The following is a 21,228-nucleotide window of genomic DNA, read 5'->3' on the forward strand; positions in this document are numbered from 1 at the left end:
ATTATTAATTTTCTAAATGTTCAAATCTATACTTAAGGCTTGTTGGCAACTTTTAAGTATCTATGTTTTTTAGTCTAAAAGCGCAAGCCGTCTAAAGACTGTTTTTTTTACTTTCTAAAAAACGTTGCTTCAAATGTAGAACTATTTCCAACATTATCTGTTACAATCAATTTAAATTCGTTCTTAGTATCTTTAACGACATTATCATTAAAATCGTGTACTAAAGTGTTTGTTTTATAATCGTATTCCATTAAAATCCACTTTCCATTAACGGTTGCTCTATATTTACTAATACCTGTTAGCTCATCTTCGATTTTAAGTTTGAGGTAGCGATAGTTGCTAATCCATTTTTTATCATGGAAATTGGTTGGTGTAATTTTAGGCGGTTCATTGTCAGTGGCTAAAGCAAAAGTCCCTAAAGATTTAGTTTTAGCGGTTAAGACATTAGCTTTGCGAGATGTAGATACGTAGTATGGTTTCCAATAGTTTCCGTAATATCTTGCAATATAGAGTTTGTCTTGATGCTCTGCTTTATAATTACTTAAGTCGTAATTGATGTAAAAGTTTTTCTGCATTGCAATAGTATCATCACCTAAAAAAACGGTGTCCGAACTCACTTTAAAATCTATATAAGAATCGTCATATAAAGTGTTTTGGTAGAAGTCAACCGTATAGTTTCCTGCTGTTAATTTGGTCGCTTTATTACTGCTAACAAATGATTTTTTAGACAGATCCAAAATACTATCTCTCTCAATAGTTTCAAGTTTTCCGTTTATAGGAACAACCACCCAAGATTCATTACCATGGAAATCTCGTATTCTCATTTTATAAACCGAAGAGGTACTGTCTTTTATGTGTACATAACCATTATCGTAGGCGTCTTTATAAATACTTAAGGGATTATTTGTTTCAATAAAAAGTTTTTGAATTTTGGCTTTATTACTTTTAAAATACTCGTAATCAACCATTCGTTTAATGTGTTTGGTTTCATCGAAACTAATGCGTTTAAAATCGATTTCTAAACTCTTATTACCATTAAAAAACGTTTGAATATTACTAACTCCATTATTATTAGGAGCATAGTCTAGTTTATCGAAAGAAATGACACCAAAGCCAACATTACCATAGGCTTCAATTGTTTCTACAGCATAATCTCCGGTTTTTTGAGGAATTAGTCGCAGCGGAACTCTTTTGTTTTTACCATTAATGGTAGCGTTTTCATCTTTTGGATAAGCGAAAACACCAGAAACATGTGGTGGTTTAGAATCTTTAACTTCCATACCAAAGAGCAACGGATTTAGTGGGCGTTCTTGGTTGTCTCTAATTTCAAAATGCACATGAGGTCCTCCCGAACTGCCAGTATTTCCTGAAAACGCAATAACTTCATCTGGTTCAATTAACAGTTCTTCACTATGAGGAAATACTTCGACTTCAAAACTTTCTCTATCGTATTGGCATTGCTTTATATAGTCTTCTAATCGTTTAGAAAATTTCTGAAGGTGTCCGTAAACAGTTGTGTAACCATTGGGATGTGTTATATAAATCGCTTTTCCGTAACCAAAATGAGAGATTTTTATTCTACTAATGTAACCTTCAGCAGCAGCATATACTTTTAAACCCTGTCTTTGTTGTGTTTTAATATCCAAACCACCGTGAAAATGCGTTGATCTTAATTCACCAAATGTACCAGAAAGCACCAATGGAATATCTAATGGATGGCGAAAATAATCTTGTGGATATTCCGATTGTCCAAACATTGTAAATGAAATTAAAAAAAGGAGCAAAAATTGTTTCATACGAGCAACTATAGATAGCGAAAATATTAATTTGATGGGGATTTGCAAATTATAAAAACGTATTATTTTTATTAACGGTTTAATTTCGTTGAACTTATAATTTAAAAAAATATATGTAAAAGAATTGTATTTTTTCATTAGGTATGTTAACTTTGTTTCAATAGTATTGAATTGCTGTAATGAGTAAAATAGAAGACATTGTTGATGCATTAGAGAATAAAATCAGTAAGATTTTACACAAGCAAGAGGTTTTAAAACAAACCAACGCTAAACTCTCAGATCAAATAGAACAACAGCAGCAAAGGCTTTTAGAGCAGCAAGATGAAATTTCTACTTGGGTAGAAAAACATGATACGCTTAAAATAGCAAATTCAATGCTTGGTAGTGACGAAAATAAACGAGAAACAAAACTCAAAATAAATGCACTTATTAGAGATATTGACCATTGTATTGGTCAGTTATCGGAATAATATTGTAAATTTAGATTATAATGCCAGAACAATTTAAAATTAAACTTTCTATTGCAAATAGAGTTTATCCGTTAACGATAAACCCTAACCAAGAAGAAGGTTTACGTAAAGCCACAAAAAAAATTGAGGCAATGATTGGGCAATTTGAGCAGAATTACTCTGTAAGAGACAAGCAAGATGTTTTGGCCATGTGTGCCTTGCAGTTTGCCGCTCAAGTGGAGCAAAAGTCAATAGATAAAGAGTATGTTAATGAAGAAGTTCAGGAAAAGCTAGAAGCTTTAAACGAACTTTTAAATGAGCATATTTAACTCGTACGTTCTTTAAAATACATAAGGTTACTGCCTACATTAGTTACATTTTTTGATAAACTCAACAATCAATTCTTTAAAAAGGGTGAGTTTAAGTTGTAAAATCGTGCCGCTAGTGCTGCCTGTGCTGAACTTGTTTCAGTAAGACAGTATCTCAGGCGGATTTTTGATCAGCTTGTTAGCCCTAAACTTGTTTTTAAGGAGTTTATACAAAACCGATACCTGATGTAGGCTTTTTTTATACACTGAAGTGATTTAAACTTACCGCAAAAAGAAAAGGTTTAAATAGCTTCACAAAACTAAACATTAAACATGGACACTAACACAATTTTGTATATTGTTGGAGGAGTAATATTAGGGGTACTACTAGGATACTTTATAGCTAAATCTTTGGAAAAAGGAAAAGCTTCAAAAATTATTGCAAATGCAGAAAGCGAATCTAAATCTATTTTAAAACAGGCAAAATCAGATGGAGAATCGTTAAAGAAAGATAAAATACTGCAGGCTAAAGAAAAATTTATTGAGTTAAAATCAGAGCATGAAAAGGTGATTTTTTCTCGAGATAAAAAAATGGCTGAAGCCGAAAAACGCATTAGAGATAAAGAATCTCAAATTTCTAATGAACTTAGTAAATCTAAAAAATCTAACCAATCGCTTGAAGATAAAATAAAAGACTATGATTTTAGATTAGAGTTTTTAGATAAAAAACAAGAAGAAATAGAAAAGGCGCACAAAAGCCAAATAAAGCAATTGGAAGTAATTTCGTCTTTATCTGCTGAGGAAGCAAAAAGTCAGTTGGTAGAATCGCTAAAAGAAGAAGCCAAAACAGATGCAATGGCTTTTATACAAGATCATGTTGAAGAAGCTAAACTAACAGCACAACAAGAGGCGAAGAAAATCATTATAAATACTATTCAACGTATTGGAACAGAAGAAGCCGTTGATAACTGTGTGTCTGTATTTAATATAGAATCTGATGATGTTAAAGGTCGTATTATCGGTAGAGAAGGTCGAAACATTAGAGCTATTGAAGCCGCAACAGGTGTTGAGATTATTGTAGATGATACACCAGAAGCAATTATCTTATCTTGTTTTGATTCTGTTAGACGTGAAATTGCACGCTTATCCTTACATAAGTTGGTAACGGATGGTCGTATTCACCCTGCGCGTATAGAAGAGGTTGTCAGAAAAACTGAGAAACAAATAGAGCAAGAAATTATAGAAGTTGGTAAACGTACGGTTATCGATTTAGGAATTCATGGTTTACACCCTGAGTTGATTAAAATGGTAGGTCGTATGAAATACCGTTCGTCTTACGGACAAAACCTACTACAACACTCTCGTGAAGTTGCTAAGCTTTGTGGTGTAATGGCTGCAGAATTAGGGTTAAATCCGAAGTTAGCAAAACGTGCCGGATTATTACACGATATTGGAAAAGTACCATCATCTGAAACAGATGTTGAAACACCACACGCTATTTTAGGAATGCAATGGGCAGAAAAACATGGTGAAAAACCAGAAGTTTGTAATGCCATTGGAGCGCACCATGATGAAATTGAAATGACAACCTTACTGTCGCCAATTATACAAGTGTGTGATGCTATTTCTGGTGCAAGACCAGGCGCAAGACGTCAAGTATTAGATTCTTATATTCAACGTTTAAAAGACCTAGAAGATGTTGCTTTTGGATTTACTGGGGTAAAGAAAGCGTACGCTATACAAGCAGGTAGAGAACTACGTGTTATTGTAGAAAGTGAAAAAGTATCCGATGATAAAGCAGCAAGTTTGTCGTTTGAGATTTCTCAAAAAATTCAAACGGATATGACTTATCCTGGTCAAGTAAAAGTGACTGTAATTAGAGAAACTAGAGCAGTGAATATTGCGAAATAATTAGAATTACATATAAATAATTAAAATCCGGTTTTGTACCGGATTTTTTTATGCCAATTTTCTGACTCAAGATGAAATAATAAATATTATTTTAGGATAGTTATTCCAGAAGAAGTCAAACTAATAGTGACTTAAGTTATACTTAAGCGCGTTCTTTTTGTTTATTAAACGTTAGAATGAATGCAGTACCTTCATTAAGCTTGCTTTCTAATTCAATTTTACCGTTTAAGGCTTCAACTTGAGTTTTTGTAATATAGAGTCCAATACCTCTAGAGTCTTTTCTATCGGTGCCATGAAAGGTCTGATACATGTCAAATATTTGATCTTTGTACTTTGAAGTATCTATACCAATTCCATTATCCGAAATTAAAATTTTAATAGTGTCTTTTGTATGAATCGATTGAATAATGATTTGAGATTTTTTATTAGGATCAGCATACTTTATACCATTAGAAATGATATTATAAAACACACTTTCTAAGTAAGACCTGTTTGAAAATAAAGTTTCATCTTGTCTTAAGGCATTGTGAATGGTAACATCGTTTTTTGTAATATCTAATGTTAAACTTTGCGTGATTTTATTGATACAACTATGTAAGTTGATATGCTCATTATACTGGTTTAAATTGGCTTTAGATTTTATGCTAATAATATCGTCTAAATCTACAATCGTTGTAGTTAAGGATTCTGAAATTGATTTTAAATGATTAATAAGTTCAGCTTTTTCTGTTTCGTCATTTGCTTCATCATAAAATTGAAGAATGCTATTAAAATTACCAATATGAGTTTTTAAATTATGAGATACAATATGTGTAAAGTTTTGAAGTCTTTTATTCTCACTACTCATAACCTGAAGATTCTTTTTTATTAAATCTTTACGTCGTTTCATAGTCGTGATATCTATAATGGTTCCAATGGCACGTATAGGTCTATTATTTATATCTTTTTCTACAACTTTTCCTTTAGACAAGATCCATTTGTATCGGCCTTTTTTACTTAATACGCGATACTCATGTTCATAGACCTCAATTTGCCCCTTTAAGTGTAGATTCATTTTTTTATAATATCCTTCGATATCGTCTGGATGTATTCTGTCTCTCCAAGCTTTAGGTGTATCTTGAAATTCTTTACCAGAAAAATTTATAATATTTTTAAACTCTTCAGAATAGAACGTTTTATTATTTTCTATATCCCAATCCCAAACACCAACATTAGAGATTTCTAAAGCTATTTCGTTTTTGTGCACTTCAGTAAAACCATCTAAAATATTTTTATTTTTGTTATTTGCTGAGTTGTAGTTGATTAAATTTATTCCAGGAAATTTCATAGGTGTTATTTTCAAAATAAGACACTAGAATTAGGGGGTTGTCACATATTTTTTTACTGATTATGACTATTTTTTTAGAACAAAATTCTATTTAAAATACAAGTAAATGCAAGTGTGTTATAAGAAAGTGAATTTCACTGATTCCATTAAAAATTATAGCTAAATCTGGTAATACATCTAATGAATGTAGCTAATTTATTAAGTGTTTCAAATCAGTTATTTATTCCTATTTTCTCGGGTGAAATTTATTTAAAACCTCACTTAAATGAGAGCGATCGATGTGCATATATATTTCGGTTGTTGTTATACTTTCGTGGCCGAGCATCATTTGTATGGCTCTTAAATCGGCACCATTTTCTAACAAATGCGTAGCAAAAGAATGTCTAAACGTGTGTGGAGATATGTTTTTGTTTAAGTTTGTCTTTTCCACCAGCTTTTTAATAATCGTAAAGATCATGGCTCTTGTGAGTTGCTTTCCTTTATAGTTTAAAAAGAGAATATCTTTAGAGTTTGGTTGCACATCAATATGATTTCTAATGCCAATCCAAATATTAATAAATTTTTGAGTGGTATCTCCAATAGGTACAAAGCGTTGTTTATCGCCTTTACCTGTCACTTTTATAAAACCTTCTTCAAAAAATAGATTTGATAATTTTAGATCAATCAACTCGCTCACGCGTAAACCACAACTATATAAGGTTTCTATAATAGCCCTATTGCGTTCACCAAGGTTAACACCATTATATTGGTAACTCAAATCTATGGCACTTATTAAGTTATCAATATCAGAGATCGATAAGGTATCTGGCAATTTTCTACCTATTCTCGGTGACTCAATTAAATCTAAAGGGTTGGTTGTTCTGTAATTTTCAAAAATGAGATAATCAAAAAAATTACGAAGTCCAGAAATTAAACGTGCTTGCGATCTTGGATTTATATCTTTTGAAACCGCATAAATAAACTCTTTAACAGTAGTTGTATCTATAGAAACAGGTGAGACTTTAATAGATTGGTCTTTAGTGTATTGCATTAATTTTTTAATATCATAACTGTAATTCTCAATAGAGTTATGCGATAATCCACGTTCTATGCTTAAATAATGTGTATAATCCGTTATTGCTTGTTGCCATTTCATGGTTAAAAATAGTGATTTACCGTATTAGTTTTACTAAAAAACACGACGTATTTCTTCGTGTTTTAATGTGAAATTGTTAATAACTTAATATTTAAAAATCTAATAATAAGAGTGTTATTTTAAAAAGTGCATAAAATTGTTAATAACTATATGGTGAAATTTTTATATTAAAAAAAAAAGGCTTTAGTTTGTAGTAATCAATTTAAAACTTATTATTATGAAAAAATTATTTTTATGTGCTGCTTTAGCGGTGTGTTCATTTGCTAGTGTAAATGCACAATCTTTTAATGGTGGTTTAAGTGCGGCTTTGCCAATGGGTGATGCTGGAGATATTTCTTCGTTTGGAGTTAATTTAGATGTGAATTATTTATGGGAAGTATCGGAAGAATTTAATGTTGGTCTAGCTGCTGGTTATCATCATTACTTTGGTAGTGAAGAAGAAATTCCTTTTTTTGGGACAGTAGAGTATGATGATTTCGGTTTTTTACCAATTGGAGGAGCTGCACGTTTTAGTGCTTCTGAGAAGTTTATTATTGGGTTAGACTTAGGTTATGCTATTGGAATTAGCCCAGATGGCAATGACGGTGGCTTTTATTATGCTCCAAAAGTACAATATGCTATAACTGAGAGTTTAGATATTGTAATAGCATATAAAGGGATAAGCCGAGATGGTGGTTCATTCGATGCACTTTCTTTAGGTGTTGAATTTGGTTTATAGTTTTTGAAACAATAAACAAAAAAAGAGAGGCAATGGCCTCTCTTTTTTTTGTCTATAGGTTAGCTACTATTTCAGTAAAATATTTGTTTCTAAATGTAATTTTACCTTCTATTTCTTACCTTTTGTAAATGAGCTAATTATCTATTTTTACTGCTCAATAGTTAATAATATCGATGAAATACATAAAGTTTTAACATAAAAGAGGTTTTTCATTATAGAACTAAAGTCTACATTTGCCGACCAATTTAATTAAAAAATTAAACTCAAATTATGAAAAAATTATTGTTTACAGCTGCAGTTGCAGTATTAGGATTTACAAGTGTAAGTGCACAAGAAGAAGCTACTGGAAGTGCTTTGTCAAAAGGATCTTGGTTAGTAGAAGCTAACACTGGTTTTGGTGCTGGAGATTACGGTCATACAGCCAATACAGGTTTTGGTTTATTTTCAGTTGATGATACTACAGTTTGGTCTTTAGGTGGTGAAGCTGGTTATTTTGTTATGGATGATTTAGCAGTTAAAGTTGGTTTAGGTTATAATGATCTTGATGGTGCTTCTTCGTTTAGTTACAAGTTAGGTGCAAAATATTACATTGCTAGTCAATTTCCAGTACAAGTTGATTTAACAGGTGCTTCAGGTGATGATGTATTTGGTGATGAAACTCCATTATGGATTGGTCTTCAAGGTGGTTATGCATGGTTTGTTGCTGATAACATCTCTATTGAGCCAGGTTTAAGATATAACCTTTCTATGAATGAGGATTTTACAGATGAAGGTATCTTAGAATTCCGTGTAGGTTTCGCTTTACATTTCTAATCTAGTAAGAATTTATTTTATAAAAAAACCGAAGCGCTAGCTTCGGTTTTTTTATGCGCATATTTTAATATATTTACTAAATCACTAGAGCCAAAAACAAAACTATTATATTTATGCCACGGTTTCATGAGTAAACAATCCGTGCTCATAAAAAACAATATATATAAACCATGAAAAAATTAATTATCATTAATGGTCCTAATCTTAACTTATTAGGCAAGCGTGAAACCAATATATACGGTAATTTAACCTTTATGGAGTTTTTTGATACGGTTGTAAAAAAATACCCAAATGTAGCTTTAGAGCATTTTCAGTCTAATATAGAAGGTGAACTCATTGATAAAATTCAGGAGGTCGGTTTTTCTTATGATGGTATTATTTTAAACGCAGCAGCTTATACACACACGTCCATAGGAATAGGCGATGCTATTAAAGCTATTACAACTCCGGTTGTAGAGGTTCATATTTCTAATACATTCTCTAGAGAAGAGTTTAGGCATCAGTCTTATATTTCTCCCAATGCTAAAGGTGTCATATTAGGCTTTGGTTTGCAAAGTTATGAGTTGGCGATAGAGAGTTTTATCTCATCTTAAATTCATTTCAGTTTTCTCGAACGCTAGCAGGATTCAGCTCAAAAACTGAATAGGTTTCTATAGTTGTATTTACTAGCGAATTATTAAATTGTTTTATATGAAAAATGCAGTTCAAATACTCTTAATTACTATTGCGTTAATATCTTCTGTTAATGCTCAATCGCAAACGGATTTTGGTGTTAAAGGTGGACTCAATTTAACCTTTTATAACGTAGAAGAAGCTAATTTTGGTGATGATACAGATGTGCAAATAGGAATTTATGCAGGTATTTTTGCAGATTTTGAAATAGAAAATGGTTTTAACCTTCAACCCGAACTACTGTATATTAGACTTGGTGATTTTAAGTTTTTAAACGCTCCTATATATTTTAAGTATAATATTAATGAAAGCTTTAATGTTCTCGTTGGTCCAAGTATTAATTATTTCTTCGATTTTTTTAATGCCAAACTTAAGGTTAGGGCAGACTTAGGATTTGCATATAATCTAACTTCAAGTTTAGATCTACACATGAAATACACCATAGGTTTTGAAGAAATAACACCAAATGGCTTGTTTTTGGGAGTAGGCTACAAATTGTAAATTCATCTTTTTTACACATATGAGTTAATCTTTTCAGCAATAGAGTTGAGCTACGTGTTTTACTTTTCCGATTGTTTTTTGCCTAAAAACTAAAGCTTGTTAAACTGCTGTTAAGCCTTGTTATTACTGCTGTTTAGACTATTAGATTTGTTGGTGTAACCCAAATAAAAACAATGATAATTATGAAAAAAATAATAGTTTTAACAGGAGCATTTTTGTTTGCATTAACATCAGTTTATGCGCAATCAGATTCTAAAGCGGTTCAGTTAGGAGCAAAGGGAGGTGTTAACTTTTCTAAACTAACTGGAGATGATTTTGAAGATGTCGATGCAAGAACAAGCTTCAATGTTGGTTTAATTGCAGAGCTACCACTTTCAGAAAGAATTTCATTCCAACCCGAGCTATTTTATTCAGGTCAAGGATTTGATATTGTTCAAAGTGAAGATAGAATATTTGACACTAGTGAAGATGTAGAATATCAATTAGACTACATACAAGTGCCATTATTATTAAAAGCCTATTTAATTAAAGGATTAAGTGTTGAAGTTGGGCCACAATTTGGATTCAAAATTCATGAAGAATTTGATTCTGAACCCAACGCAGATGGTGGAGATGTTGAAATAGATGAAGATGATTCTTATGTTAAGGATTTTGACACCAGTTTAGCACTTGGTACATCTTATAAGTTTGATAGTGGCTTTTTTGTAAGTGCACGTTACACCATGGGATTAACGAGTATCTTTAAAGACGATACACTTTTTGAAAATGTAGATGGTAAAAACGAAGTTTTACAAGTTGGTCTAGGATTCATGTTCTAATTCAGTCAACTTAATTAATAGCAAAAAAAAAGTTCCGGATAATTCCGGAACTTTTTTATTTTTTCTAGCTTCTAGCTTCTAGCTTCTAGCTTCTAGCTTCTAGCTTCTAGCTTCTAGCTTCTAGCTTCTAGCTTCTAGCTTCTAGCTTAAAGGTGAATCACTTCATCATACGCGGCAGCAACAGCTTCCATAACTGCTTCACTCATCGTTGGGTGAGGATGCACAGCTTTTAGTACTTCATGACCTGTAGTTTCTAACTTACGACCTAAAACAGCTTCGGCAATCATATCAGTAACACCAGCACCAATCATATGGCAACCTAACCATTCGCCATATTTGGCATCAAATATTACTTTAACAAAGCCATCTTTTGCTCCGCTTGCACTTGCTTTTCCTGATGCTGAGAATGGAAATTTTCCAACCTTAATATCAAAACCTTGTTCTTTTGCTTGTGCTTCAGTTAAACCAACACTTGCAACTTCTGGTGAACAATAAGTACAACCAGGAATATTGCCGTAATCTAAAGCTTCTACATGCTGACCTGCAATCTTTTCTACACACAAAATCCCTTCGGCAGAAGCAACGTGTGCTAATGCTTGTCCTGGAGTCACATCACCAATGGCATAATAACCAGGAATGTTAGTTTGGTAGAAATCGTTAACCAAGATTTTATCTCTATCAACAGCGATACCAACGTCTTCTAAGCCTATGTTTTCGATATTAGATTTAATACCAACGGCAGATAATACAACATCAGCTTCTAATACTTCTTCTCCTTTTTTAGTTTTTACTGTTGCTTTTACACCAGCACCAGATGTATCTACAGAAGTAACTTCTGCAGAGGTCATAATCTTAATACCAGATTTCTTAAAGCTACGTTCTAATTGCTTTGATACCTCGTCGTCTTCAACAGGTACAATTTTATCTAAGTACTCTACAATAGTAACTTCCGTTCCTAAAGCATTGTAGAAATAAGCAAACTCAACACCAATGGCTCCAGAACCTACAACAATCATCTTTTTGGGTTGCTTCTCCAGGGTCATAGCTTCTCTGTAACCAATGACTTTTTTACCATCTTGAGGTAAACTTGGTAACTCACGCGAGCGCGCACCTGTAGCAATTATAATATGATCAGCAGAATAAATAGTTCCATCTACATCTATTTTCTTACCAGATTTTAGGGTTCCGTAACCTTCAATAACGTCTATTTTATTCTTTTTCATTAAGAATTTTACGCCATTACTCATACCTTCAGCGACACCACGACTACGTTTTACAACAGCTTCAAAATCGTGCTCAGCACCAGAAACTTTAAGTCCGTAATCTTCCGCATGGTTAAGGTATTCAAATACTTGAGCAGATTTCAAAAGGGCTTTTGTTGGAATACAACCCCAATTTAAACACACACCACCAAGGCTTTCTTTTTCTACAACAGCTGTTTTAAATCCTAATTGCGATGCTCTAATTGCAGTTACGTAGCCACCTGGACCACTTCCTAATACTATTATATCGTATTTACTCATGAGAAAGTTTTTTTATTGAATTTTTTGAAGTTACAAAAATAACGAATTCCGAAAAGAAAATCCCAAAATCCAAAACCTTTAAATTTAATTTGTCTTACTTTTAGTTGATTTTTACAGCCAATAACTTGAGAATTACGGCTGTAATTTAAAGCTCATCTGTAAAATGTTTCAAGCTTTTATCTTGTTGAAACTTGTCTTTATTATAAACTTTTGATTGCCCTTTTGGAATGGACAACGATGGCCAGTGTTCCCCTTTTATTAATTTTCCTATAAACACAATTTGTCCGACATGATAGGCATAATGCATCATTTGTCTGTTAATGGCTTCGGTCACAGAATGACCTTCATTTCTAATATATATAATTTGCTCTAAATTGGTTTTAGATAAGGGTTTAATAGCGGAAAATAAACAATTCCAGCCGTCGTTCCAGGCTTGTAATAAATCTTCTTTAGAATGGAAATTGTCAATAAATTCTTGATCGCGTTGTCGCCATTCTTTTTCGCCATCTTCGGTTAAAAAGTTGGTCCAGCGGCTCAGCATATTACCAACAAGATGTTTCACAATTATGGCAATAGAATTTGAGTCTTGAGCAAATTCCTTTTTTAAATCATCATAAGACAACTGCATAATCGTTTTGTCGCCAAGTGATTTGTAGTATTCAAATTGTTTTATCGTACTTGTGAGGTAACTATTCAAAATGTTGAAGTTTAATAATCATTTAAGTTCATTTTATGATTCTTCTGCAAACTTATTTCTACTTTTACTAATTTACTATTTATAAATGAATTCAGAAATGAAAAATTATATAATTATCTTGTTCGTGGTGTTGCTTTCTAGTTGTAAAAACGAGAACACTAAAAATACATCAATAGCAGTAGAAACAAGCCCGAAGGTCTTAACAGCAGATGAAATTATTGATAAATCTATAGATGTTTCGGGTGGTGAACGCTTTAAAAAGTCGAGTTTAAAGTTTGAATTTAGAGATACGTATTATCAAGCATTACGTAAAAATCATGAATTTCTTTTAGTACGTGTTTTAGTGAATGATAAGGATTCTATCTTTGATATGTTAAGTAATGTAGGTTTTGAGCGTTACCATAACGATGCCTTTGTTAAACTTGAAGATTCTATTGCTAATTTATATTCAGCGTCTGTAAATTCGGTACACTATTTTTCAGTTTTGCCGTACGGATTAAATGATGAGGCTGTAAATAAAACGCGTTTAGAAAGTGAAAAAATTAAAAATAAGGATTACTACAAAATAAAGGTAACCTTTGATGAGTTGGGTGGAGGAGAAGACCATGATGATATTTTTGTGTATTGGGTAAACAAAGAGACATTTAAGGTCGATTATTTAGCCTATTCCTATGCAGAAAAAGATGGTATAGGTCTGCGATTTAGAGAAGCTTATAACGAACGTTATGTTAACGGATTACGCTTTGTAGATTACAATAATTACAAGTCTAAAGACGTATCTATTCCACTTGAGCATCTAGGAAAAAGCTTTGAAGACAATCAGTTAGACTTGCTTTCTAAAATAGAACTCGAAAATGTAAAAGTCGATTTAGTTAACAACTAACACTTCAGAAGTTTTACCGTTTTTTGATATCGTAACTTTATAGAGACTAGCATTGTTGTTATCCGCCATGTCGTCGTACTTAGATTCTCCTAATAAACTGTTTGCAAATTTTGGCGTGGTGTTACTATGACCAACAATTAATACGGTTTTGCCTTTAGTTTTTTCAATAAAGGCTTCAACTTGTAAATCAGAAGGATTGTAGAAAACAATTTCTAAATTATTGGCTTTTGCAGTTGGTAAAGCGGTTTGTTTTGTTCTATTGTAATCGGTAGAATATATAGCGTCAAACTTAAGATCTTCAAAATGTTTTGCCCAATTCTCGGCACGTACAAGACCTACGTCGGTGAGATTAGGGTTGCGATTAGTGCTGTCGGTTCTATCTTTTTCAGCATGTCTTATGAGATAATAAGTAGAAATGTCTTTTTCTGTTTTTGACTTTTGATTACAAGATGTAACTACAAAAACTGAAATAAGTGTAATTAGAATTAATTTCTTCATAATGGAATAGCTTAGTTGATGCTAAGGTACTATTTCTAGAGTAAAGGTGCTATTTATGTAATAGTTACTACAATTGGATAAAATTATAGTGACCTTATGCCAATTCTAATGCAATTTCAATCATGCTTTTAAAAGTGGTTTCACGTTCACTACTTGTGGTGTGTTCGCCTGTAACTAATGAATCTGAAATAGTTAGAATGGCAAGTGCGTTTACATTGTGCTTCGCAGCAACCGTATAGAGACCAGCGGCTTCCATTTCAACACAAAGCACTCCAAATTCTGACCATTTTTTATACGCTTCTTTTGTGTCTTCATAAAAAGTGTCTGAAGATAAAATGTTACCTGCTTTAAAAGGAATGTTTTTAGCACGTGCAGCTTCTACCGCTTTAATAAATAATCCGAAATCTGCTGTTGGAGCAAAATTAGCACCACCAAAACGCGACTCGTTAACGCCAGAGTTAGAGGACGCCGCCATTGCAAAAACAACATCTCTAATTTTTACGTCTTTTTGATACGAACCTGCACTACCAACTCTAATAAGGTTTTTTACACCATATTCGGTAATAAGTTCGTTAGCATAAATTGAGATGCTTGGTACTCCCATACCAGTTCCCATGGTAGAAATACGTTTACCTTGGTATGTGCCTGTGTAGCCAAGCATACCTCTAACTTCATTAAAGCATTTTGGACTTTCAAAAAATGTTTCAGCAATCCATTTGGCTCTCAATGGATCTCCAGGTAATAATATAGTTTCTGCGATGTCGCCTTTTTTTGCTCCAATGTGTACACTCATAATGCAAAGTTAAGCAAAGCGTTTTAATTAATAGCCAGCATTTACTGTAAGTTCATTCATCATGGCAACACCAGCAGAAGCACCAACTCTATCCGCTCCAACATCAATATATTTTTGAGCAGTTTCTAGGTCTCTGATGCCACCAGAGGCTTTTATTTTTGTTTGATCTCTTACTGTTTTTCGCATTATTTTAACGGCTGTCAATGTTGCACCGCTTTTTGAGAATCCTGTTGATGTTTTTATAAAATCAGCTTTAGCATCAACACAGATTTCGCAAGCTTTTACAATTTCATTTTTTGAAAGCTCGCTAATTTCTAAGATAACCTTGAGTGTTGTATTGCCAATGGCACTTTTAACTTTGCTAATATCTTTGAGAACGGCCAGGTAGTTTTTGCTTTTAAGTCGACCAATATTCATTACCATATCAATTTCCGTTGCACCTTGATCTATGGCATTTTTAGCTTCAAAAATTTTAGCTTCTGTAGACATGGCACCTAATGGAAAACCAATGACGCAACAGATTTTAACATCAGATTTACCTAGTGCTTGTTTGGCTAGTAAAACATTACTACTGTTAACACAAACAGCATAAAAGTTGTATTTTAATGCTTCATCGCAAAGTTTCAAAATGTCGGCTTCAGTCGCAGATGCACTTAATAAAGTGTGATCTATGTGTCTATTTAAATTCATTTTTTTTATATATAAGTAGGGTTATAATACAAATTCGTTGTAGTAATTATCTACAAAGTAGAAGAATTACTAGACGAGAGTTAAATCTTAAATGTCGTGTTGGAATTAAATAGCTCGACAAAGTTAAGTGTTTTACCGATAAAATGCATGTTAAAAACAGTTATTTATTATGCATTTCATCGAAAACCTGTTAATAACTCTGAAACTAATTCATTTTAAGTATGGTAGAATGCTCAAATTATTGAGGTGTTTTTGTAAAAAAATATTAAATTTCATTAAAAAACGTGTAAAAAGGAAGAGCAACACGTCTTTCAAATATTTGAAATTTGTGCTGCTCTTAACCAACCAATCATTATAAAGACTATTTAAAATCGAAAATGTTACAATGCTTTAGACGGTCTCTGTTGCTAAGTCACCTTGATTTCTAAAGACTAATTGTCCATCAAACTCATCGAGTAGGATAATGCTGTCGGTTGAAACTCGGCCAGCTAAAATCTCTTTACTCAATTGATTTAATACCTCTTTTTGAATGACACGTTTTACAGGTCTTGCTCCATATTCTGGATTAAAACCTTTATCTGCCAAATAGCTTACAGCTTCTGGTGTGGCATCAAACGTAATGCCTTGTTTCGCGATCATTTTTGTTATGCCTTTAAGTTGTAGACCAACGATATCGGTAATGTTTTCCTTAGATAAGGGAGTAAACATTATAGTGTCATCAATTCGGTTTAAAAACTCTGGTCTTACGGTTTGTTTTAATAGGCTTAAAACATCCACTTTTGCGGCTTCCATAGCTGAAGGAATATCTTTTGTAGCTTCAAAACGCTCTTGTATAATCTGACTTCCCATATTTGAAGTCATAATTATAATGGTGTTTTTAAAGTCTGCAATTCGGCCTTTGTTATCTGTTAAACGACCTTCGTCTAAAACTTGTAATAAGATATTAAAAGTGTCTGGATGCGCTTTTTCAATTTCATCTAACAACACTACAGAATACGGTTTTCTTCTAACGGCTTCTGTTAATTGTCCTCCTTCATCATAACCAACATATCCTGGAGGTGCACCAACCAAACGACTTACAGCATGACGTTCTTGATATTCGCTCATATCAATACGTGTCATCGCATTTTCATCATCAAACAAATACTCAGCCAAGGCTTTTGCCAGCTCTGTTTTACCAACACCTGTTGTTCCTAAAAACAAGAAGGTTCCTACAGGTTTTTGTGGGTTTTGTAATCCAGCTCTAGAGCGACGCACAGCATCACTAACCGCTTCAATGGCTTCTTCTTGTCCTACGACACGTTTATGTAACTCATCTTCAAGTTTTAGTAATTTTTCACGATCACTTTGAAGCATTTTGGTTACCGGAATTCCTGTCCACTTGGCAACAACCTCTGCTATATCTTCATAGGTGACTTCCTCCTTAATTAAGGATGTATCTTGTTGTTCAGCTAAATCTTTCTGGAATTTTTCAAGTTGCTCAGTGGCTTCCTTGATTTTTCCATATCGGATTTCGGCTACTTTACCGTAATCACCATCACGCTCCGCACGCTCAGCTTCAAGTTTATAATTTTCAATATCTTGCTTAATGTTCTGAACGTTTTCAACGACTTCTTTTTCAGATTTCCATTTGGCATTTAGCTCATTACGTTCTTCTTTGAGATTTGCTAATTCTGCTTTTAAGCTTTTTAATTTAGCTTCATCTTTTTCACGCTTAATGGCTTCATGTTCAATTTCAAGCTGCATAATTTTGCGATCGAGTACGTCTAATTCTTCTGGTTTAGAGTTAATCTCCATGCGTAATTTAGAAGCTGCTTCATCCATTAAATCAATAGCTTTGTCTGGTAGAAAACGATTGGTAATATAACGTTCAGATAATTCTACAGCACCAATGATAGCTTCATCTTTAATTCTAACTTTGTGGTGTGTTTCATACTTTTCTTTAATACCTCTAAGAATAGAAATCGCACTTTCTGTATCTGGTTCATTAACGATTACTTTCTGAAAACGACGCTCTAAAGCTTTATCTTTTTCAAAATATTTTTGATACTCGTCTAAAGTGGTTGCTCCAATGGCTCTTAATTCGCCTCGTGCTAAAGCAGGTTTTAGAATGTTTGCAGCATCCATGGCGCCTTGTCCACCACCTGCGCCAACTAAAGTATGAATCTCGTCTATAAATAAAACGATATCTCCATCACTTTCAGTTACCTCTTTAATAACGGCTTTTAAGCGTTCTTCAAACTCTCCTTTGTATTTTGCACCTGCAATTAAAGCTCCCATATCTAGCGCAAAAATCTGTTTGTCCTTTAGGTTTTCTGGAATATCTCCATCAATAATTCTATGTGCTAAGCCTTCAGCAATGGCAGTTTTCCCTGTTCCAGGTTCACCGACTAAAATCGGATTGTTTTTGGTTCTACGCGATAAAATTTGAAGTATTCTTCGGATTTCTTCATCACGCCCAATAACAGGATCTAGCTTGCCATCTTGTGCTAGTTGATTTAAGTTTTTTGCATACTTGCTAAGCGAATTATAGGTTTCTTCTTGACTTTGAGATGTAACTCGGTCTCCTTTGCGCAATTCTTCAATAGCGGCATTTAAACCTTTTTCTGTAACGCCTTGGTCTTTTAAGATTTGAGCAATTTTGCTTTTAGATTTAAAAATAGCTAATACTAAATGTTCAATAGACACGAAGTCATCATTCATTTTTTTAGCAATTATTGAAGATTCGTTTAAGGCTTTACTTGCGTCTCGTGAAAGCATAAGTTCGCCACCTGAAACCTTAGGAAAGCTTTCGAGGTCTTTATCTAGTATTTGTTGCAAGATAGCGACGTTAACATTCAGTTTTTTAAGTAAGAATGGTAATACGTTTTCGTCAACATTAAAAAGAGCTTTAAAAATGTGCTCATTTTCTATTTGCTGATGACCAAAACCTTGAGCGAGCTGTTGTGCTTGCTGTATGGCTTCTTGCGATTTAATGGTATAATTATTAAAATTCATCTTTATATTGTTTTAGTGATTATGTCAACTTGAGTCCTATTGAAAGGTTTAGTATTCTCGATTGTGCTCAAACGGACAAGATTTAATTTGTTGTTATGCTTGATTAACAGTAGTCAATTATCTTACCATTTTAAAAACGTAAGAATTAAGTGACAAAATGTCTTGTTTGTTGTTTTTGTGTATGACGTTTTGACTGTTATAAAGATAAGGTTTTAAGTTGTATAGTTCATGTATTGGTCAGTTATAGTAAAACTTTCTGAATACAATTTATTTTTGAAAAAAAAAACACAATACTCATTATGATAAGATTATACCTCGTACTCATCACCATTCTTTTTGGTTTCAACCTAAATGCACAGTCTGTAGAAGACGATTTTGAAGGTGATGGAACAATTACAACGTGGTTTGGTGATGATTGTGGACTAGATACTAATTTTAATAATCCTTATCAGGAAGGTATAAATGTTTCAAATACCGTTTTAGAATATAATGATGAAGGTGGTAGTTATGGTAATGTAAGGTTTGATGTTAGTTCTAATTTTGACTTAACTATTAATAATAGTTTCAGCCTTAAGATTTATGTGCCTTCTAGCGGAATTACCGGAAATCAAACAAATCAGGTGTCTTTAAAGCTTCAGGACGGCACATTAAACGAACCTTGGACAACGCAGAGTGAAATTATAAAGCCCATACTTTTAGATCAATGGCAAGAGTTGGTTTTTAATTTTGAAGCAGATAATTATATTAATTTAGATAGTAGCTCACTACCTCCAATTCAAAGAACGGACTTTAATCGTGTTGTGTTACAGATAAATGGAGAAAATAATACAGACTTAGTTTTGGCTTATTTAGATGATATTCTGCATTTTGATACGGTGAGTAACGATCCTATCTACGATCATCTCGTTTGGTCTGATGAGTTTGACGACGATGGTGCTATCAACTCATCCAAATGGTTTCACCAAACGCAACTACCGTATGGAGGTAGTTGGTTTAATGGAGAAATTCAACATTATACAAATCGAGAGGATAATGCTTTAGTTAGTGATGGGTTTTTAAATATTATAGCTAAAAAAGAAACGTATACGGATCAAAGTGTAACTAAGCAGTATACGTCAGCACGATTAAATTCTAAATTTGCATTTACCTATGGAAAAGTAGAAATTAGAGCAAAGTTGCCATCGGGAGTTGGGACTTGGCCTGCAATTTGGATGCTTGGAAAAAATATTAATGAAGATGGCGGCTATTGGGACACTCAAGGTTTTGGTACAACCTCTTGGCCTGCTTGTGGTGAAATAGATATTATGGAGCATTGGGGACATAATCAAAATTATGTGCAAAGTGCAATGCATACACCTTCTAGTTACGGTGGTACTATTAATGTAGGAGGGCAAACCGTCGGTACGGTATCTTCGGAATTTCATGTTTATACCCTAGAATGGTCACCAGAAAAAATGGTGTTTGCAGTAGATGGTAATGTGCATTATACGTATAACCCAGAATTGAAAGATACCAATACATGGCCTTTTGATGCTGAACACTATTTACTACTTAATTTTGCTATTCAATCTAATATTGAGGCTAGTTTTACTCAAGATGCTATGGTTATTGATTATATTAGAGTGTATCAGGAAAGTCCATTGCATGTTGATGATCTTGAAGAGACTGAGCTCATAGCTTTTTATCCAAATCCAGTAAAGAGTGTTTTAAATATCTCGTCTCAAGAATTTATAGATAACAATGCGACCATGCAAGTTGCTGATATTAGCGGTCGTTTAGTTTCTGAAAAGCAGTGTCAATTTATTAATGGTCATATGAATTTTGATGTGTCGAGTTTACGCAATGGAGTTTATTTCTTTTCATTAATTTTAGAAAACGGTATAACAAATACTTTTAAATTTATAAAGCAATAAGATTTGTAAGTTTCTAAGTTATATGCGACATTTATGATATGGGAATTTTTGATAAATTATTTGGTGGTTCTTCAGAACCAAAGGAAGAAAAAACTTTGCCTTGGCAAGTATTGAGTGAGGTTTCACAATTAGATACTATTGCCGAAAAATCCAATTCTAAAACGCAACTTATTTTTAAGCATTCTACGCGTTGCGGAATTAGTAGCATGGTTATGAAACAATTTGTATCGGCATACGATTTAGAAACTAATGCTGACTTGTATTATTTAGACTTACTCAATTATAGAGATGTTTCTAGTGAGGTTGGTTATAAGTTTCAGGTGATGCATCAATCTCCGCAATTATTAGTGATAAAAAATGGAGTAGTGGTGGCGCATGCGAGTCATGGCGCTGTAAATGATGTGGATTTGGGACAGTTTGTTTAGGGTTTATTTGTTTTTAAAAATACTTATATACGTGTCTCTTCATTCTTGCGTAGACAGACAAACTTTTTAGGTTTAGTGAAGCTATTCCGTATCGCAACTCATCGTAATGAACATTATTGTTGAGCGTCTATTTTTAATTTAAGGCTTGGGTAAACGGCTATATTTAAACACCTTATAAAACATCAACAATAGCTTAATCTTGCCTTTGTCATTTCGAACTTAGTGAGCAATCTCATAATAATTTTAGAATGATGAGACGATATTTCTGTCATGGCGCTGCGCTTAAAATATGCTACGGCAGGAACCTAAAGTTAAGTGATACTTTTTGGGTTCCTACTTTTGCAGGAATGACAAACGGTAC

20 protein-coding genes and 1 other RNA gene are annotated in these 21,228 nt (G+C 33.2%); 12 read left to right on the forward strand and 9 right to left on the reverse strand.

Going from position 1 to position 21,228, the window contains the following annotated elements; all coding sequences use genetic code 11:
- Positions 1-107 precede the first annotated feature (107 nt).
- Positions 108-1,796 (reverse strand): M23 family metallopeptidase, encoded by a 1,689-nt coding sequence (locus ITJ86_RS11600; protein WP_195871804.1) that lies wholly within the window; start codon positions 1,794-1,796, stop codon positions 108-110.
- A gap of 179 nt (positions 1,797-1,975) precedes the next feature.
- On the opposite strand from ITJ86_RS11600, the gene ITJ86_RS11605 reads away from it, so the two are divergent.
- From ITJ86_RS11605 to rny, 4 genes are all read left to right on the forward strand, one after another.
- The gene (locus tag ITJ86_RS11605) at positions 1,976-2,266 is read left to right on the forward strand and encodes a hypothetical protein (protein WP_195871805.1); all 291 of its coding nucleotides are present in this window, start codon (positions 1,976-1,978) and stop codon (positions 2,264-2,266) included.
- Positions 2,267-2,286: 20 nt separating this feature from the next.
- On the forward strand, positions 2,287-2,574 hold the full coding sequence (locus tag ITJ86_RS11610) for a cell division protein ZapA (RefSeq protein WP_195871806.1): 288 nt from the start codon (positions 2,287-2,289) through the stop codon (positions 2,572-2,574).
- Positions 2,575-2,633: 59 nt separating this feature from the next.
- Positions 2,634-2,781, forward strand: a non-coding RNA gene (gene ssrS, locus ITJ86_RS11615) — 6S RNA.
- A 105-nt stretch (positions 2,782-2,886) separates the two neighbouring features.
- Entirely contained in the window at positions 2,887-4,464 is a 1,578-nt protein-coding gene (gene rny, locus ITJ86_RS11620; protein ID WP_195871807.1) for a ribonuclease Y, read from the forward strand.
- Positions 4,465-4,606: 142 nt separating this feature from the next.
- Here the strand turns inward: rny and ITJ86_RS11625 are convergent, their stop codons facing one another.
- Complete coding sequence (locus ITJ86_RS11625; protein WP_195871808.1) at positions 4,607-5,791, reverse strand: sensor histidine kinase; 1,185 nt, start codon at positions 5,789-5,791, stop codon at positions 4,607-4,609.
- A gap of 226 nt (positions 5,792-6,017) precedes the next feature.
- Positions 6,018-6,926: a site-specific tyrosine recombinase/integron integrase gene (xerA, locus tag ITJ86_RS11630; RefSeq protein WP_195871809.1), complete on the reverse strand. Its 909-nt coding sequence runs from the start codon at positions 6,924-6,926 to the stop codon at positions 6,018-6,020.
- 217 nt (positions 6,927-7,143) lie between these two features.
- Between xerA and ITJ86_RS11635 the strand changes: the two genes are divergently transcribed.
- The 5 genes from ITJ86_RS11635 (at position 7,144) to ITJ86_RS11655 (ending at position 10,448) form a co-directional block, all read left to right on the forward strand.
- On the forward strand, positions 7,144-7,644 hold the full coding sequence (locus ITJ86_RS11635) for an outer membrane beta-barrel protein (protein WP_195871810.1): 501 nt from the start codon (positions 7,144-7,146) through the stop codon (positions 7,642-7,644).
- A gap of 270 nt (positions 7,645-7,914) precedes the next feature.
- Entirely contained in the window at positions 7,915-8,457 is a 543-nt protein-coding gene (locus ITJ86_RS11640) for a hypothetical protein (protein WP_195871811.1), read from the forward strand.
- A gap of 170 nt (positions 8,458-8,627) precedes the next feature.
- Positions 8,628-9,050 (forward strand): type II 3-dehydroquinate dehydratase, encoded by a 423-nt coding sequence (aroQ, locus tag ITJ86_RS11645; protein ID WP_195871812.1) that lies wholly within the window; start codon positions 8,628-8,630, stop codon positions 9,048-9,050.
- Positions 9,051-9,147: 97 nt separating this feature from the next.
- Entirely contained in the window at positions 9,148-9,630 is a 483-nt protein-coding gene (locus tag ITJ86_RS11650; protein WP_195871813.1) for an outer membrane beta-barrel protein, read from the forward strand.
- Between the two features lie 182 nt (positions 9,631-9,812).
- Positions 9,813-10,448 carry a porin family protein gene (locus tag ITJ86_RS11655; protein ID WP_195871814.1) on the forward strand — a complete coding sequence of 212 codons (636 nt, stop codon included), beginning with the start codon at positions 9,813-9,815 and terminating at the stop codon, positions 10,446-10,448.
- A 146-nt stretch (positions 10,449-10,594) separates the two neighbouring features.
- On the opposite strand, the gene lpdA is transcribed toward ITJ86_RS11655, so the two are convergent.
- Together lpdA and ITJ86_RS11665 are read right to left on the reverse strand one after the other, a co-directional pair.
- Positions 10,595-11,971, reverse strand: coding sequence for a dihydrolipoyl dehydrogenase (gene lpdA / locus ITJ86_RS11660; protein WP_195871815.1), 1,377 nt, complete (start codon positions 11,969-11,971; stop codon positions 10,595-10,597).
- Between the two features lie 145 nt (positions 11,972-12,116).
- Positions 12,117-12,671: a DUF1572 family protein gene (locus ITJ86_RS11665; RefSeq protein WP_195871845.1), complete on the reverse strand. Its 555-nt coding sequence runs from the start codon at positions 12,669-12,671 to the stop codon at positions 12,117-12,119.
- Positions 12,672-12,765: 94 nt separating this feature from the next.
- Here ITJ86_RS11665 and ITJ86_RS11670 point away from each other — a divergent pair, with 94 nt between their 5' ends.
- Positions 12,766-13,551 (forward strand): DUF6503 family protein, encoded by a 786-nt coding sequence (locus ITJ86_RS11670; RefSeq protein WP_195871816.1) that lies wholly within the window; start codon positions 12,766-12,768, stop codon positions 13,549-13,551.
- Here the strand turns inward: ITJ86_RS11670 and ITJ86_RS11675 are convergent.
- The 4 genes from ITJ86_RS11675 to clpB form a co-directional block, all read right to left on the reverse strand.
- A complete protein-coding gene (locus tag ITJ86_RS11675; RefSeq protein WP_195871817.1) occupies positions 13,537-14,049 on the reverse strand; it encodes a SixA phosphatase family protein in 513 nt (170 codons plus the stop codon). The genes ITJ86_RS11670 and ITJ86_RS11675 overlap by 15 nt on opposite strands.
- A gap of 94 nt (positions 14,050-14,143) precedes the next feature.
- A complete protein-coding gene (deoD, locus tag ITJ86_RS11680; RefSeq protein WP_195871818.1) occupies positions 14,144-14,842 on the reverse strand; it encodes a purine-nucleoside phosphorylase in 699 nt (232 codons plus the stop codon).
- Between the two features lie 27 nt (positions 14,843-14,869).
- Positions 14,870-15,532, reverse strand: coding sequence for a deoxyribose-phosphate aldolase (gene deoC, locus ITJ86_RS11685; protein WP_195871819.1), 663 nt, complete (start codon positions 15,530-15,532; stop codon positions 14,870-14,872).
- Between the two features lie 390 nt (positions 15,533-15,922).
- Positions 15,923-18,529 carry an ATP-dependent chaperone ClpB gene (gene clpB / locus ITJ86_RS11690; protein ID WP_195871820.1) on the reverse strand — a complete coding sequence of 869 codons (2,607 nt, stop codon included), beginning with the start codon at positions 18,527-18,529 and terminating at the stop codon, positions 15,923-15,925.
- 299 nt (positions 18,530-18,828) lie between these two features.
- Here clpB and ITJ86_RS11695 point away from each other — a divergent pair, with 299 nt between their 5' ends.
- Both ITJ86_RS11695 and ytxJ read left to right on the forward strand, forming a co-directional pair.
- Positions 18,829-20,442, forward strand: a complete 1,614-nt coding sequence (locus ITJ86_RS11695; RefSeq protein WP_195871821.1) for a family 16 glycosylhydrolase — start codon at positions 18,829-18,831, stop codon at positions 20,440-20,442.
- Positions 20,443-20,480: 38 nt separating this feature from the next.
- Entirely contained in the window at positions 20,481-20,867 is a 387-nt protein-coding gene (gene ytxJ, locus ITJ86_RS11700; protein WP_195871822.1) for a bacillithiol system redox-active protein YtxJ, read from the forward strand.
- Positions 20,868-21,228: the final 361 nt, after the last annotated feature.

It is taken from the genome of Winogradskyella marina, from assembly GCF_015645385.1.
GTDB classification, from domain to species: Bacteria; Bacteroidota; Bacteroidia; order Flavobacteriales; family Flavobacteriaceae; genus Winogradskyella; species Winogradskyella marina.

What these genes read in the sequence shown, in the direction of transcription:
- ITJ86_RS11600 (WP_195871804.1), bottom strand. Translation starts at nt 1,796, where the DNA reads ATGAAACAATTTTTGCTCCTTTTTTTAATTTCATTTACAATGTTTGGA.
- ITJ86_RS11605 (WP_195871805.1), top strand. Translation starts at nt 1,976, where the DNA reads ATGAGTAAAATAGAAGACATTGTTGATGCATTAGAGAATAAAATCAGT.
- ITJ86_RS11610 (WP_195871806.1), top strand. Translation starts at nt 2,287, where the DNA reads ATGCCAGAACAATTTAAAATTAAACTTTCTATTGCAAATAGAGTTTAT.
- rny (WP_195871807.1), top strand. Translation starts at nt 2,887, where the DNA reads ATGGACACTAACACAATTTTGTATATTGTTGGAGGAGTAATATTAGGG.
- ITJ86_RS11625 (WP_195871808.1), bottom strand. Translation starts at nt 5,791, where the DNA reads ATGAAATTTCCTGGAATAAATTTAATCAACTACAACTCAGCAAATAAC.
- xerA (WP_195871809.1), bottom strand. Translation starts at nt 6,926, where the DNA reads ATGAAATGGCAACAAGCAATAACGGATTATACACATTATTTAAGCATA.
- ITJ86_RS11635 (WP_195871810.1), top strand. Translation starts at nt 7,144, where the DNA reads ATGAAAAAATTATTTTTATGTGCTGCTTTAGCGGTGTGTTCATTTGCT.
- ITJ86_RS11640 (WP_195871811.1), top strand. Translation starts at nt 7,915, where the DNA reads ATGAAAAAATTATTGTTTACAGCTGCAGTTGCAGTATTAGGATTTACA.
- aroQ (WP_195871812.1), top strand. Translation starts at nt 8,628, where the DNA reads ATGAAAAAATTAATTATCATTAATGGTCCTAATCTTAACTTATTAGGC.
- ITJ86_RS11650 (WP_195871813.1), top strand. Translation starts at nt 9,148, where the DNA reads ATGAAAAATGCAGTTCAAATACTCTTAATTACTATTGCGTTAATATCT.
- ITJ86_RS11655 (WP_195871814.1), top strand. Translation starts at nt 9,813, where the DNA reads ATGAAAAAAATAATAGTTTTAACAGGAGCATTTTTGTTTGCATTAACA.
- lpdA (WP_195871815.1), bottom strand. Translation starts at nt 11,971, where the DNA reads ATGAGTAAATACGATATAATAGTATTAGGAAGTGGTCCAGGTGGCTAC.
- ITJ86_RS11670 (WP_195871816.1), top strand. Translation starts at nt 12,766, where the DNA reads ATGAAAAATTATATAATTATCTTGTTCGTGGTGTTGCTTTCTAGTTGT.
- ITJ86_RS11675 (WP_195871817.1), bottom strand. Translation starts at nt 14,049, where the DNA reads ATGAAGAAATTAATTCTAATTACACTTATTTCAGTTTTTGTAGTTACA.
- deoD (WP_195871818.1), bottom strand. Translation starts at nt 14,842, where the DNA reads ATGAGTGTACACATTGGAGCAAAAAAAGGCGACATCGCAGAAACTATA.
- deoC (WP_195871819.1), bottom strand. Translation starts at nt 15,532, where the DNA reads ATGAATTTAAATAGACACATAGATCACACTTTATTAAGTGCATCTGCG.
- clpB (WP_195871820.1), bottom strand. Translation starts at nt 18,529, where the DNA reads ATGAATTTTAATAATTATACCATTAAATCGCAAGAAGCCATACAGCAA.
- ITJ86_RS11695 (WP_195871821.1), top strand. Translation starts at nt 18,829, where the DNA reads ATGATAAGATTATACCTCGTACTCATCACCATTCTTTTTGGTTTCAAC.
- ytxJ (WP_195871822.1), top strand. Translation starts at nt 20,481, where the DNA reads ATGGGAATTTTTGATAAATTATTTGGTGGTTCTTCAGAACCAAAGGAA.